This window comes from Acinetobacter sp. YK3, assembly GCF_001729365.1.
In the GTDB taxonomy this organism is placed as follows: Bacteria; Pseudomonadota; Gammaproteobacteria; order Pseudomonadales; family Moraxellaceae; genus Acinetobacter; species Acinetobacter vivianii.
In genome coordinates this window covers 1-12,825 of record NZ_LZPJ01000030.1, presented here as the reverse complement: position 1 = coordinate 12,825, position 12,825 = coordinate 1, and the positions used below count along the sequence as shown (strand labels likewise).

Sequence of the window (12,825 nt, the reverse complement as noted above, 5' to 3'; positions counted from 1 at the left end):
GTGAATTAAAATAGTTGGAATTAATCTCTATTGCATAATGTAAATATGCGTGTTTATTATGTTGAACAAGAACATAAATTGTTAAAGAGGTTGTTTAAATGTTAAAGAAAGTTTTAGTTGTTGCTTTATTGGGGTTATCTTCAACTGCATTTGCAGGGGGCTTTCAGGTTAAATTTGGTGGAAGTGTAATTTCACCAACAGACGATACCGTTGTTGCGGGTGTTGGCACATTAAAGGCAGATCATGAATTTGCATTTACACCATCGGTTGAATATTTCTTCGGTGATACGCCTTTTTCTGCCGAATTATTACTGGCGACACCAATTTCACATGACGTGTCATTAAATGGTGAAAAAGTAGCGAAGCTTAAACAATTGCCACCTACTGTCACTTTTAAATATAACTTTAAAAACTCAACCCGTTTCACACCTTATATTGGTGTAGGTGGCACAGCTTTTGTGACTTGGGATGAAGAAACAACAGGTGCTTTAGAGGGCGCAAAATTAAAAGTGAAAGAAGACTTTGGTTTCGCGGGCCAGTTAGGTTTCAATTTCCAGCCTGCTGATGCAAAAAACTGGGGTGTATTCCTTGATGCGCGTTATGCACAAATCAGTCCTGAAGTAAAATTAAATGGTCAGAAGTTGACTGATCTAGACATCAATCCGATGGTATATACATTGGGTTATAGCTATAAGTTCTAAGCTGAACTTGCGTCTGAAAAGCCTCACTTTGTGAGGCTTTTTTATTTTTGCAATTCCCATATAAAACAGATACAGGCCTTACACAGAGAGTTTTGTATGCTGAAAAAATAATCTTAATAAAAGTGAGACCTTCATCATGAAAAAAGTAATGACTTCGATCTTATTGTTCATCCCCTTATTATTCTTATCTCAGGCGCATGCGGCCAGTTATTCGTGTAAGGCAGCAAAGTTGAAAGTCGAACAGCAGATTTGTAATGAGCGCAGTCTCAATGATGCGGATGTGAGAATGGCAACGACCTATCAAATTATTTTACATGCTTTGCCAATGGGCGGCCGTGATGCTGAAAAAGACAGACAATTTCAGTGGTTAAAACAACGTAACTCATGTGGTGCAAATACACCGTGTATCAAACGTGCTTATGCGCAACGTCAACAGCAGCTTGATCAGCTATTACAGGAGCGAGTATTGAGCCGAGGCCCATTCTAATTGCCATTTTGTGCACTTTTTGCCTGAAAAATGCAGATCAAGGATTGAAAAATTTAAGATATACACCATTCATAAATCATTCCAAATAGATAAGCCTCACAGATAAGGAGTGATTTATGAGTGAACAAGTCGCACAAAATTATAGTTTCCAAGCTGAAGTTGCTCAGTTATTGCATTTAGTGACGCATTCTCTGTATTCCAACCCTGAAATTTTCTTACGTGAATTGATTTCAAATGCGTCTGATGCGTGCGATAAGTTACGTTTCGAAGGCATTAATCATCCTGAATATTATGAAAATGACCCAGACTTGCATGTTCGTGTCACTTTAGATAAAGACAATAAAACGCTCACCATTTCGGATAACGGTATTGGCTTAAGCCAGCAAGAAGCGATTGATAATCTGGGAACCATTGCCAAGTCGGGCACCAAAGACTTTATGTCTAAACTGACCGGTGATCAAAAAGCAGATGCGCAGTTAATTGGTCAGTTTGGTGTTGGTTTCTATTCAGGCTTTATTGTTGCGGACAAGATTACGGTGGAATCACGCCGTGCAGGTTTAGATGCAGCAGAGGGTGTACGCTGGATTAGTGGCGGTACAGGTGAGTTTGAAGTTCAAACGATTGAGAAAGCAACCCGTGGTACGGACATTATCTTGCACTTACGTGATGATGCGCTTGAGTATCTAGAGTCGTGGAAAGTTAAACAAATCATCAATAAATATTCAGACCACATCAGCTTGCCAATCGAAATGCAAAAAGAAATCTGGCAAGAAGAAGAGGTTGCTGAAGGTGAAGAGCCGAAAGGCGGCCAGATGGTGAAGACCGATGAATGGGAAGCGATTAACTCTGCAAGCGCGCTATGGACGCGTAACAAGAGCGAAATCACCGATGAACAATACATCGAGTTTTATAAAAACCTGAGCCATGATTTTGCTGAACCGTTGGCATGGGCCCATAACCGTGTTGAGGGTAGCACTGAATATACGCAATTATTGTATATCCCAAGTCAGGCCAAACAGGATTTGTTTACCCGTGAAGCGAAAGCAGGCATCAAGCTATATGTAAAACGTGTATTCATTCTGGATGAAGCGGATAACCTGATTCCGAACTACTTACGTTTCGTACAAGGTGTGGTCGATAGTGCTGATTTACCGCTCAATGTAAGCCGTGAACTGCTACAAGAAAGCCGTGATGTAAAAACTATTCGTGAAGGTAATGCGCGTCGTGTGCTGACTTTACTGGACGGTTTGGCAAAATCTGAAGATGAAAAAGACCAAGAGAAATTCAAGACTTTCTATACTGAGTTTGGTTCAGTATTGAAAGAAGGTTTGGGTGAGGATACTGGTAATCGCGAACGTATCTTAAAGCTATTACGTTATGCGACTTCAAACAATGATGAAATTTCAACGTCTTTTGCTGACTATAAAGCACGTATGAAAGAAGGCCAGAAGGCAATTTACTACGTCACAGCAGAAAACCTGACTGCAGCTAAGAATTCGCCACAGCTTGAAGTGTTCAAGAAGAAAGGCATCGAAGTCCTGCTTATGGCAGACCGTGTCGATGAGTGGGCGATGAACTTCGTATTTGAATTCGATGGTACGCCGCTTCAAAATGTATCGAAAGGTGCTGTTGACTTGGGCGACCTGCAAGATGCTGAAGAGAAAAAAGCGTTAGAGCAGGCAGCAGAGCAGTTCAAACCTGTGGTAGACCGTTTAAGTACGTCATTAAAAGACAAAACCAAAGAAGTTCGTGTTACGACACGTCTGGTTGATTCACCTGCATGTCTGGTTACTAGTGAAGGTGAGTTGTCTCCACAATTGGTTCGTATGTTGAAACAGGCGGGGCAAGCAGTTCCAGAGATTAAACCAACATTGGAAATTAACCCTGAGCATCCATTGGTGAAAAAATTGGAAAGCTCGGCGCAATTTGATGATCTCGCCAATGTGATTTTTGATCAGGCAGTGATTGCAGAAGGTGGCTTACCAGAAGATCCAGCAGCCTATGTCAAACGCATCAATAGTTTATTATTGAAATAAGCAATTTGATTAAGAAACCTCTGCTTCGGCAGAGGTTTTTTTATTGGTATGGATAACTTTAAAGTTATCCACAACTGTGGTGATCTTTTCATCAGAACTGTGCTTCAAAGCTCATTTGATAACTAAAATGATCGTCTTGTCTGGTGGCAGGGACATTTAAATAATTCAGATCATTTTGCATGAAAATCCAGTTGCGCCAAATGGGGCGACGCCAGGAAAAGTAGGGTCCCCATTCATTGACTCGCAGTTCTTTATTTTCATATTCCCCTGTAGTCAAAATGCCATAACTCAAATTGTCTTTGGATAAGAAGAGTAGTTGCTGGAAAGTACGATTGCTCCAGCTATAGTCTTCATCTTGTGTTTTAGAGACACTGAACTGGGTTGAAAGCTGCTTTTGATGCTGCAGTTTTTGTGTCAGATCAAGATTGGTTTCGGCATAGTTTTTACTGCTTGAACCATAACGGAAAATTTGCGCCGTATTGAGCTGTAAACCTAAGGGTAAAGCCCAGTTCTTTTTGGCGAGAAACTGGATATAGATATCGGTATCAGAATTTGCGCCCAGATCAAGATCATTACTAAAAGGTAATAGGCTTGAAATGGTTGACCAGCTTGCACTGAGCGGATTTGGGGTAGCAATCTTTTGCTGGCTGTGATGTTTGTTATTCTTACCTAATTTCTTGACTGGCTGAGGCTGTTGAGCACGTTGCCATAGGGTGTCGTTGCCAAAAACCGCCATTAAATCTTGTGCAAGTTGTTGGTCATTGAGAGTAATCTTATTTTCTTCAGCGCAACTGAAATTGGCTCTCTGTGAGTATTGGGCTCGAATAAAGGCTTTATGCAGCGTGATGGGTGGGTACGATCTGTTGACAGGTGAAAGCATTGGAAATAAAGGCATCAGCAGATTACCTAGACACAGGTTACCTACAATCAAAAAATACACAACCAGAGCGTATTGATGACGCATGCCATAAACAAGAACAATAAAAGAAAATGACGGTAACAAACAAAGCTTAAGGATTTATTGAAAGAAATATTATTTTTTAAATAAAAATGCCCAAACGACAAATCATTTGGGCAGGTTAAGACTGGGTTGCAGATTAGAATAAAGTTTCCAGACGAACAAAGGTACTCACGTAATGACTTCGGTCTTCACGATGATCATTGAAATAGTTGAGATCACCTTGCACATAGAACCATTCGCGCCAAAGCGGTTGGCGCCATGATACGAATGGGCCCCAGTTATTTAAACGGAGGTCACTGTTATTGTAGTAACCGCCTGTGTAGATCCCATAATTAAATGTGTTGTGCGCAAAGAACTGGTGTTGACGGAAAATACGGTTATCCCACCATAGATCATCATCCTGCTTATCTGCATAAGTTAAGCTAAACTGATTGGATAAGAAAGGCTGGTTTGGGCGCGCGTGAATCAACTCTAGATTGGTTCGTAAATAGTTTTCACTTTTACTGCCATAGCGATAGATCTGTTCGGCATTAAAGCGGAAATCATTGCGTAAATCCCAGTGTTTTTCAGCTCTTAAGCGCGCATAGATATCTGTGCCTGAGCGCACACCAAGATCGGCATCTGTCTCAAAAGGTAGTTTCTTAGAGAAGTTTGACCAACGTAAGGCAAGAGAGCCGTTACTATCACGAGTCTGTTTAGAATCAAACTTTTTATCGGGATCTTGATTCGGCTGGTTATTGGTGTTGCCGACATTATTCTTGAATTCATCGTCTAAGGTGTCATCACCAAAAACCACGCTGACTTTTTTCTCTAAAGTCGGTAATTTAATCTTACCGCGAATACGAGGCTTGACTTCATAATTATCATATTCGTTCCAGTAGTTATCCAGCATGACACGGATCGTTGCTGAAGCAGGGTCGTCAGGATCGACTTCTCCAAACCAGTCATCAATTTTGACTGACGTATTATCTGCCCACTCTCGAATTCGTCGCTGTTTTTTGTCAAACCAGGTTTTATCCTCTGTCTCCGCCGTTGGTGGGACGGTGACCTTATCTGACTGCTCGGGAAAAATAGAGGGCGTGGCATCGACCAAACGAGGAATATAGTCCAACGCATTTTCCGACGTATTTTGTGACGTCGTATTTGGCTGTTGATCTTGCTGTTGCGGTGTAGTTTCTGCTTGGGCTGCACTTAACGTACCCATCGTCAAGGCAAGCAAAACAAAAACGATACGCGATGGCACCATTTGCTGTAAATTATTCATAATAAAGACTTATATATTGTTCTTGGTTTAACTTTTGATGATTTAATGCTTAAAATCAAGCGGCAGTCACAAAAAGCAGCAATTTAACAGTACAAAAATGCTAAAGATCATAAGGATTTAGCGCAATAAAAAGCCCTCATTGCAACGTCACGTTTATTGTGTACGTAGAAAAATGAGGGGGCTAAAATTGATCAGACTTTTAAATGGGTTTAAGACGATTCTACCGACATGCTGTTTTCCAGTGCCTGATATAAATCGTGCACCGAAATCGGTTGTGGCAATCGGCTAATGACATGACGAATCAATTGCCAGGTATAACCATCGCTGCGGTCTAATAAGAGGTATGGATAGGCCTGATCTTCACTGGAAAGATTCACTCGTTCCAAACCATGAATCACACGAATTTTCTGACGTTCCCGCAATAAAATGACAGGTGTAAAAAAGGTCGCAGAGGTTTCTTCAAATGGAATAAATTTTTGCGTATTGATAAATGACGCCGGGATATACGGATAAACGCGTTGATCACGTTGCCACACTAAGGTTCCATTCATAATGCATTCATTAAACAGGCTTTCGTGCTGGTGATAATGCTGTTTGAAATTGGCCCAACTGGTTTGATGAATCGAGCTGGTGCGGGTATGACGCTGATCGGTATAGGATTGTAGAATGGTGATGGCATATTCCACGCTATGTGTTCCGACCAGTACCACATAATGGGAAAATTGGCCTTGCGCATAGAGCTGTTCAGCAACAAAAATCTGTGCAGATTCCCAGATTGGTTGTGCTTCATTTTCAGCTTTTAAATAGAGCCAGTCAATTTTGATGTTCTGGTCAATATCGTTATGCAGATCGACCCGATATAAAGAGGGGAAGGTACGTGCATCAATACGTTCCAGTCGGCAGATCAGGCCGTCCAGGTTAAAATCATTGAGTGCCAATGGCTGTGCTTTATTTAGATTTGGTGAAGGCTTGGCACTTTGTCTAAAACCGGGTTTGATTCGGTTTTCTGTAAGTACTGGTGGCGCAATACTTTCTGGAACGGTTCGGATTTTATCTTGAATGATTGCGTCAAGTTGAGTTTGAAAGTTGGCGGTTTCTTTTTTAAGTCGGGCAAGCGCATCGGTAGATGCTTTCTTATCCTGCGCAGATGGATGCTCATTCAGAGGTTCCAGAACAGGAATTAAATGCTGGAGTTCATAATCGGTTTTGACATATTCGCTGGCATGATTTTGTAGCCATTGCAAGGCATCGGTCGATGAGTTCAGCCACGGGCTTTTTAGAAAAGATAAAGCAGGACGAATCACCCAGATTTGCCAGAGTTGTGCCTGACGTAAAGCCGCCCAGCCCATATCAGCCGAAGCGAATAAGGCATTTTCAACCCGTCCCATAAAGTTATAAGTACCCCGATAGGTCATGCTATAACCGTAACTGGCTAGATCTTCAGCCGAAAACTCTTCGTTGAGAATAAATGCCTTGAATGGCGTCAATTGATCCTGAAAGGCAGGATCGTCGCAAGATGCGCAAATATCTTTAATCCGTTGTTTTGATTTTGCTATTTCAAAAAGTGATGTTTTCTCATTTTTGAGCCCATCGATGAGATGTTTGAGCTCATCCACCAAAAGTGCTTTCTCTAATACGTCCATCTATTGTTTCCTTAGAGATAGGCTTGAGCCTGTTTTTAAATAATGAATCAGTGCAAATTTGACCGCTGCTTTAAATCGTTCTGTATCAATTATTGTTGGTAAAGTATTTTTCCCCTGCGACAAACTGTGATGTATCGATCAATTGTGGCTAAATAGGCCTCTCAATCTGAGCGTGTAACTCTCGAATTTTCATAACAAAAGATTGTCACTTTATGACGATTATAGAAGAAAACCAGACAAAATCTATAGCTTAAAAATGAGTAGAAAATCACATTCAGAGATTTTAAATCGAGATATGGATCATGGTTTGTCTTTGAAAATAAAAACATTTTAAAACTATGAATCGGATATCTAGATCATAAAGCAAAAAGACATCTATAAATTTGTGGACGAGTTGTGACCAGCCTCACAGAAGCAGTGGTGAAAAGCACATTAAATAAAAAGCAGAAAAGTCATTCACATGAATGGGACGAATGAAGTTGGTTATAAATGAAGTTGGTTATAAATAATGAAAGGGAAAGATAATAAATACTGATTTTTGTTATTTGAGTTATCAAAAAGCTGCCTTAGTCTTTTGATTAAAGCAGCTGAGTCTTATGGTTAAGGCTTGATTTCACATTGCTCATCATTACATTGAGCTGCATCGTCCTGCTCAATCTGTTCAGAGGAGGTAGATTGCGCCTGTTGCAAGGCTTGCAAGAAAATCTCACGTGGCTGTGCGCCAGACAGCGCCAGTTTCTGATCAAACACAAAGAATGGTACGCCAGTAACATTCAACTGTTCACGCGCAATTTTCTCATCGTGGCGAACGAAATCTGCTAGCTCATCAGAATCCAGTACATATTCGACTTCGGCATTATCCAGACCGATACGTGATGCAATTTCTTCCACCACTTCACGTTCGCCAATTGCCAAACCTTCGGTCATATAAGCATGGAAGAATGCCTCTTCTGCTTCATTGCCCAAGCCTTTACTTTGGGCTAGATGAATAATTCGATGCGCGTTGAAACTGTTGCCCGAGTTGGCTTTTTGCCATTGGAAGTCGATGCCTTCAGCTGCTGCCATCGCTGCAACATTGCGCTCCATGTCTTCCATTTCCGCATAACTACGGCCATATTTTTTGGCTAAGCGTTCGGTATTCGATGTGTCATGCTTAGCTGGTGCATCTGGGTCCAGCTCGAAGCTATGCCAGTGAATCTCAAGCTCGATGCCTGCTTCTTCTGCGACATGTTCAAGACGTTTTTTACCGATATAACAAAAAGGGCAGACCACATCTGACCAAATATCTACACGCATGGCGTATCTCTTCAATTCTCGTTAAACAGATAATAGGGGCGGAGCCGATGAATTTAAAGCGATGAATATGTAATGCTGCGTTACGAGAAGTGAAATAAAAATCATATAAAGGTTTGTCTTTTATCGATTAAACTGAGATTCAGAACATAAAAAAATATAATGAATTTGGAGGCAATATGCGCCGTTTTTTATTATTTTTCCTTGTGGTGGTCCTTGGCACCGGTTCTTTTTTTCTCTATCAACATCAATTACAGCAACGTGCTGCCAACAATAAACAAATGTTTGAAGTGGTGATGGCTGAGAAAATGCGTACACTTTATGATCAGGCACAAGACTGGACTACACCGGTACAACTGGATATTCATGATGATCGCTTATCTGGCGATTATAAGTTGATGTCAGAATTCCTACTCAACTACTGGATGCAGAATGTTGAAGCGCGCAATCGTTATTTACGTGAACTTAAAGCTGCGAACTGGGATACTTTTCTAGATGTAGAGCGACTAGATCAGGATCGAAAACAGGATTATAAAGAAACTGAACAGATGCTGGCGGATGTGCGTAAAGCATCCACTGAATATGAACAAGCACGACAACAGATTCAGTCCAGTTCTATGGAACAGGCCAAAAGTCTGGCCATTCATAATGAAATGCGACAGTCCTTACAGGCAAAACTGGAAAGTAACCTGAAAGCTGATAAAGCGCATGATATTTTCCCGATCGAACAGCAGATTATTGAAAAAGCACAAGCCATGTTTGACATGCTGAAAAAGCACCAATGGCAAAGAAAGGACAAAATGATTCTTTTCCGCGAAACAGCGCAGGTGAAAAAGTTTAATACGCTGTATCAGGATGTGCTGAAATTGAATAGCAAAATGGAGAAGATCAAGAAAAATAATGCAGAGGTACTGGAAGAGGAACTGTAATCCATATCGCTGACTCAATACACATTGCACGCATAAAAGGCAGATGTCGAATATATGAATTTATGGCAGCTATTTCATAAAGTAAAACCTTTTGTCCTCCCCTATAAGTGGCTGGTTGCCGTGACCTTGCTGCTGACGCTGATTGGTGCTTTAACTGCACAGGTCAATGCGTTGACCTTGCAATATGCGGTCGACCAGATCAATGCGGTGGTTGAATCAGGACAGGGCTTGAGTGCAGGCTGGCATATTCTGGTCACGATCAGTGTGATTTTGTTGAGTAAAGAAATCATCAATATCTTTATTCAGTTTGGACAGAAGTTCTTTGGTGAGAGGCTCCGCATCTTGATCTCACAAGATGTGGCGCAGTCGATTATCGTGAAATTTTTACAATATCGGCTAGCTTTCTTTACGCAGGATGATAATCAAGCTGGAAAATTACAGACCCGTATTGATCGTGGTATTGGCTCGATCACGCGACTGGTACAGATTTTCTTTATCGAGATTTTTCCGCTGTTTAGTAGTGCCTTGATCGCCTTGTGCTTAATGTTTTATGCCAATGTCTGGATTGGTCTAGTGGCGTTGTGTATTGTCCCGATCTATTTCTGGGTTACCTTTAAACAGGCGCAGAAACTAAGTGGCACACGCCGTAATTTACGTGATGGGCGTGAACGTAAAAGTCAGGGTATTTTGAGTATCATTAACTCGATCACTGTCATTAAATCCTTTAACCGTGAACAGATCGAAGCAGAAAAACAGCTGACGCTACAAAAGCAATTAACCGATCACCAGATGCGTACACGGCAGCTCAGCTTCTTGTTTGAAGGATTGAAAACCTTTATTGAACAGATCGGTGTGGTCTTTATTATCATCCTCACGGCCTATTTTGTGTTAGTCGGTGATATGAGTATCGGCATGATCATGTTCCATATCCTGCTGTTCAATAATGTCTCAGCACCGATTCGTTCCTTGCATCGGATCTATGACGAAGTGAATGACGCGATGATCTATGCAGAAAGCTTTTTTAAGATACTGGAAGCGGATGATGAGGTGGAGACTCCGGGGCAATTAAAACCATCGCCATTGACGGGAAAATTTGAGCTGAAACAGGTGAATTTTTCCTATCCGAATGGGTTTCATGCCTTGAAAGAGATTAACCTGACGATCCAGCCCAATAAGATTACCGCTTTGGTTGGCTTGTCGGGGGCGGGAAAATCAACCTTAATCAGTCTGCTGGATAAATTTTATGTGCCGCAGTCGGGAGAGATTCTGCTCAACGGCACTCCGTTAAATGACATCGATACCCAATATTTACGGGATCATATTGGTCTGGTATTGCAAAAAAATCATATTTTTCAGGGGACGATTGAGGAAAATATTCGTTATGGCAAGATGAATGCGACACAGGATGAAATTATTGCTGCCGCGAAGAAAGCTTCGATCCATGAGCAGATTTTGAAATTACCGCAGGCCTACCAGTCAGATGCCTTATTACTCTCAGGTGGACAACAACAGCGGATTGCGATTGCCCGCATGTTCCTGAAAAATCCCCCGATTATTTTTCTGGATGAGCCAACCGCAAGTCTGGATGCAATCGCAACTGAACAGATCAAACACAGTCTGGATGAGATTAAACAGGGGCGGACGGTTATTATTATTTCTCATAGTCTGTCACAGATTATTGATGCGGATTATACCTATGTTATGCAGGATGGCATGATTGTAGAACATGGTGAACATCATCAGCTGTATCAGCAACAAGGCGTGTATAAAAACATCTTTGATGCGATGGCCAAGAGCCTAAATATTGAAAAAATTTCCAAGACTTTTGAGGGGGATGATGAAGAGGAAACCCATAGTTAGTAAAAGCTTACCTACTTCAAACACCCTTAGATTATGCATTAATTGAAAATCTTTTCGGCAGCCTGAAATGGTAGGCTGACGACATCGATGGCAACAGCAAAGGGTAGCAATACCAGCTTTTCTAAAGGATTCATACCTGATTTGGAGGTATAACTTTCTTCTTTCTGCGTATAAATAGTCACTTGATAAGGCTTACTCAAGGCTTTTAGCGAAGTGAGGTTATTGGCAGCAGGGTAAACTACACCCGCCAGCTTAATATCGAAGCAGAATCGCTGTGCCTGCATACGTTCATCGCTTGACGATGAGCATTCTCTAGCGCCATTTTCAATAAAAAATTCGAGGTCTTTTTTACTCAAATCTTCTTTGAGTTTGACATAAGAAAGTGGCAAAGTTCCTGAAAAATGACCATCATTTTTTTCAGAATAGAAATTAAGATCTCGGGTGATTTGAATATTCTTTGGATCAAGTTTGCCAATTAAAGTAACAAACTGGCTGCCTCCTTGAGTCAGGATATAACTGTTCTTTTGTCCTGCAATCACGATACTGTCTTTCGGCAAATTTGCAGAAGCTTGTGCTGGTCGTCCAAAAGCAACCACGCTGTCTTCAACCAAAGTGACTTTCGTCGTGCGTGTATAACTCCGATTGTCTTTTTTGATTAAGGTTGAAGTGGCACAGCCAGTAAGGAATGTGGCAGATATACTCAAAGCGGTTATTGTTTTTGCAAAATCTGTAAGCATTGGGATCATCCTTGATATTTTGTAGTAGTGAGATACTTTTGTTTAACAGCAGTATCTGATCAATGGCGGTACTGAGGTATAGCGTTATTTATTTCCATACCTCATTGGTCAGACCTATGGCCTGAAAAGGAAGTGCAATTACATCAAATGCAACGGCCAACGGAAGTAGGGGGAGCTGTTGCATGATTTCTTTATTGGAACGTTTGACCGTTCCACTTTTATAGTGGAGATATTGAATTTTGACATGATATGGTTTGGATAAAGGCGTTAACTTATCCAGATTATTTGCAGCAGGATATACCTTGCCTTCAAGTCGAAGGTCAAACGTGGCAGGTCTTATTTTTTCCAGACAGCTACAGGGTTGAACGCCATATTGCTTAAAAAGAGTGACTTCTTTGTCATTTAACTTTCCATTGGGTGGCGTATAAGAAAATCTAAAATTGCCGTAAAAACGAGGACTATCCTGTGCGGGTGCATTAAAATCGAGATCACGATCAATTTTGATATATTCTGGATTCAGTTGGCTAATGAGCTGAACCAGTTCGCTACCTCCCTTATTAATCACATAACTATACTGTTTGCCTGCAATAACGATGCTGTCAGCAGGTTCATCGGGTAAGGCGGTAGCGGGCTTGCCGAAAGCAACTACATCATCTTCAAGTACGGTAATCCACTCGTGCCCTGAGTCATATTTGGTAAATATATCTCTTGTGGAATCACCAACCCGATTGGTTGCGCAAGCGGTAAGGAATAATGATGAACATAAGCTAAAGATTAAAATATTCTGATTTAAACCGTTGAAACGCATTTTTGTTTTTACTTTTCCAATAATTATAAAAAGGATAAATAAAAATTCTTATGAATGCGAGAACTTCCTTTATTTAATTAATCCGATGAAAATCATATGGCACGAT

General features: G+C 41.1%; 11 protein-coding genes. 5 read left to right on the top strand and 6 right to left on the bottom strand.

Features of this window, described 5'->3' with window-relative positions:
- The first annotated feature begins 98 nt into the window (after positions 1-98).
- From A9Z07_RS03665 to htpG, 3 genes are all read left to right on the top strand, one after another.
- Complete coding sequence (locus A9Z07_RS03665) at positions 99-701, top strand: OmpW/AlkL family protein (RefSeq protein WP_069576851.1); 603 nt, start codon at positions 99-101, stop codon at positions 699-701.
- A gap of 136 nt (positions 702-837) precedes the next feature.
- Complete coding sequence (locus A9Z07_RS03660; RefSeq protein ID WP_004774034.1) at positions 838-1,188, top strand: lysozyme inhibitor LprI family protein; 351 nt, start codon at positions 838-840, stop codon at positions 1,186-1,188.
- A gap of 116 nt (positions 1,189-1,304) precedes the next feature.
- Positions 1,305-3,224 carry a molecular chaperone HtpG gene (gene htpG, locus A9Z07_RS03655; protein WP_069576849.1) on the top strand — a complete coding sequence of 640 codons (1,920 nt, stop codon included), beginning with the start codon at positions 1,305-1,307 and terminating at the stop codon, positions 3,222-3,224.
- A 91-nt stretch (positions 3,225-3,315) separates the two neighbouring features.
- On the opposite strand, the gene A9Z07_RS03650 is transcribed toward htpG, so the two are convergent.
- From A9Z07_RS03650 to A9Z07_RS03635, 4 genes are all read right to left on the bottom strand, one after another.
- Positions 3,316-4,188, bottom strand: coding sequence for a selenocysteine synthase (locus A9Z07_RS03650; RefSeq protein ID WP_069576847.1), 873 nt, complete (start codon positions 4,186-4,188; stop codon positions 3,316-3,318).
- Positions 4,189-4,321: 133 nt separating this feature from the next.
- On the bottom strand, positions 4,322-5,449 hold the full coding sequence (locus A9Z07_RS03645) for a hypothetical protein (protein ID WP_047431510.1): 1,128 nt from the start codon (positions 5,447-5,449) through the stop codon (positions 4,322-4,324).
- A gap of 209 nt (positions 5,450-5,658) precedes the next feature.
- A complete protein-coding gene (locus tag A9Z07_RS03640; protein WP_069576845.1) occupies positions 5,659-7,092 on the bottom strand; it encodes a hypothetical protein in 1,434 nt (477 codons plus the stop codon).
- A 600-nt stretch (positions 7,093-7,692) separates the two neighbouring features.
- Positions 7,693-8,388, bottom strand: a complete 696-nt coding sequence (locus tag A9Z07_RS03635) for a DsbA family protein (protein ID WP_005255509.1) — start codon at positions 8,386-8,388, stop codon at positions 7,693-7,695.
- Positions 8,389-8,564: 176 nt separating this feature from the next.
- Between A9Z07_RS03635 and A9Z07_RS03630 the strand changes: the two genes are divergently transcribed.
- Positions 8,565-9,314, top strand: coding sequence for a hypothetical protein (locus A9Z07_RS03630; RefSeq protein ID WP_069576844.1), 750 nt, complete (start codon positions 8,565-8,567; stop codon positions 9,312-9,314).
- A 54-nt stretch (positions 9,315-9,368) separates the two neighbouring features.
- Positions 9,369-11,174 carry an ABC transporter ATP-binding protein gene (locus tag A9Z07_RS03625; RefSeq protein WP_069576842.1) on the top strand — a complete coding sequence of 602 codons (1,806 nt, stop codon included), beginning with the start codon at positions 9,369-9,371 and terminating at the stop codon, positions 11,172-11,174.
- A 38-nt stretch (positions 11,175-11,212) separates the two neighbouring features.
- On the opposite strand, the gene A9Z07_RS03620 is transcribed toward A9Z07_RS03625, so the two are convergent.
- On the bottom strand, positions 11,213-11,911 hold the full coding sequence (locus A9Z07_RS03620) for a hypothetical protein (RefSeq protein ID WP_069576840.1): 699 nt from the start codon (positions 11,909-11,911) through the stop codon (positions 11,213-11,215).
- A gap of 88 nt (positions 11,912-11,999) precedes the next feature.
- On the bottom strand, positions 12,000-12,719 hold the full coding sequence (locus tag A9Z07_RS03615; RefSeq protein WP_069576838.1) for a hypothetical protein: 720 nt from the start codon (positions 12,717-12,719) through the stop codon (positions 12,000-12,002).
- Positions 12,720-12,825: the final 106 nt, after the last annotated feature.

Bases quoted from the DNA above. Each gene is read 5' to 3' on its own strand.
- A9Z07_RS03635 (WP_005255509.1), bottom strand. From the start codon at position 8,388: ATGCGTGTAGATATTTGGTCAGATGTGGTCTGCCCTTTTTGTTATATC.
- A9Z07_RS03630 (WP_069576844.1), top strand. From the start codon at position 8,565: ATGCGCCGTTTTTTATTATTTTTCCTTGTGGTGGTCCTTGGCACCGGT.
- A9Z07_RS03620 (WP_069576840.1), bottom strand. From the start codon at position 11,911: ATGCTTACAGATTTTGCAAAAACAATAACCGCTTTGAGTATATCTGCC.
- A9Z07_RS03665 (WP_069576851.1), top strand. From the start codon at position 99: ATGTTAAAGAAAGTTTTAGTTGTTGCTTTATTGGGGTTATCTTCAACT.
- A9Z07_RS03625 (WP_069576842.1), top strand. From the start codon at position 9,369: ATGAATTTATGGCAGCTATTTCATAAAGTAAAACCTTTTGTCCTCCCC.
- A9Z07_RS03640 (WP_069576845.1), bottom strand. From the start codon at position 7,092: ATGGACGTATTAGAGAAAGCACTTTTGGTGGATGAGCTCAAACATCTC.
- A9Z07_RS03615 (WP_069576838.1), bottom strand. From the start codon at position 12,719: ATGCGTTTCAACGGTTTAAATCAGAATATTTTAATCTTTAGCTTATGT.
- A9Z07_RS03645 (WP_047431510.1), bottom strand. From the start codon at position 5,449: ATGAATAATTTACAGCAAATGGTGCCATCGCGTATCGTTTTTGTTTTG.
- A9Z07_RS03660 (WP_004774034.1), top strand. From the start codon at position 838: ATGAAAAAAGTAATGACTTCGATCTTATTGTTCATCCCCTTATTATTC.
- htpG (WP_069576849.1), top strand. From the start codon at position 1,305: ATGAGTGAACAAGTCGCACAAAATTATAGTTTCCAAGCTGAAGTTGCT.
- A9Z07_RS03650 (WP_069576847.1), bottom strand. From the start codon at position 4,188: ATGCGTCATCAATACGCTCTGGTTGTGTATTTTTTGATTGTAGGTAAC.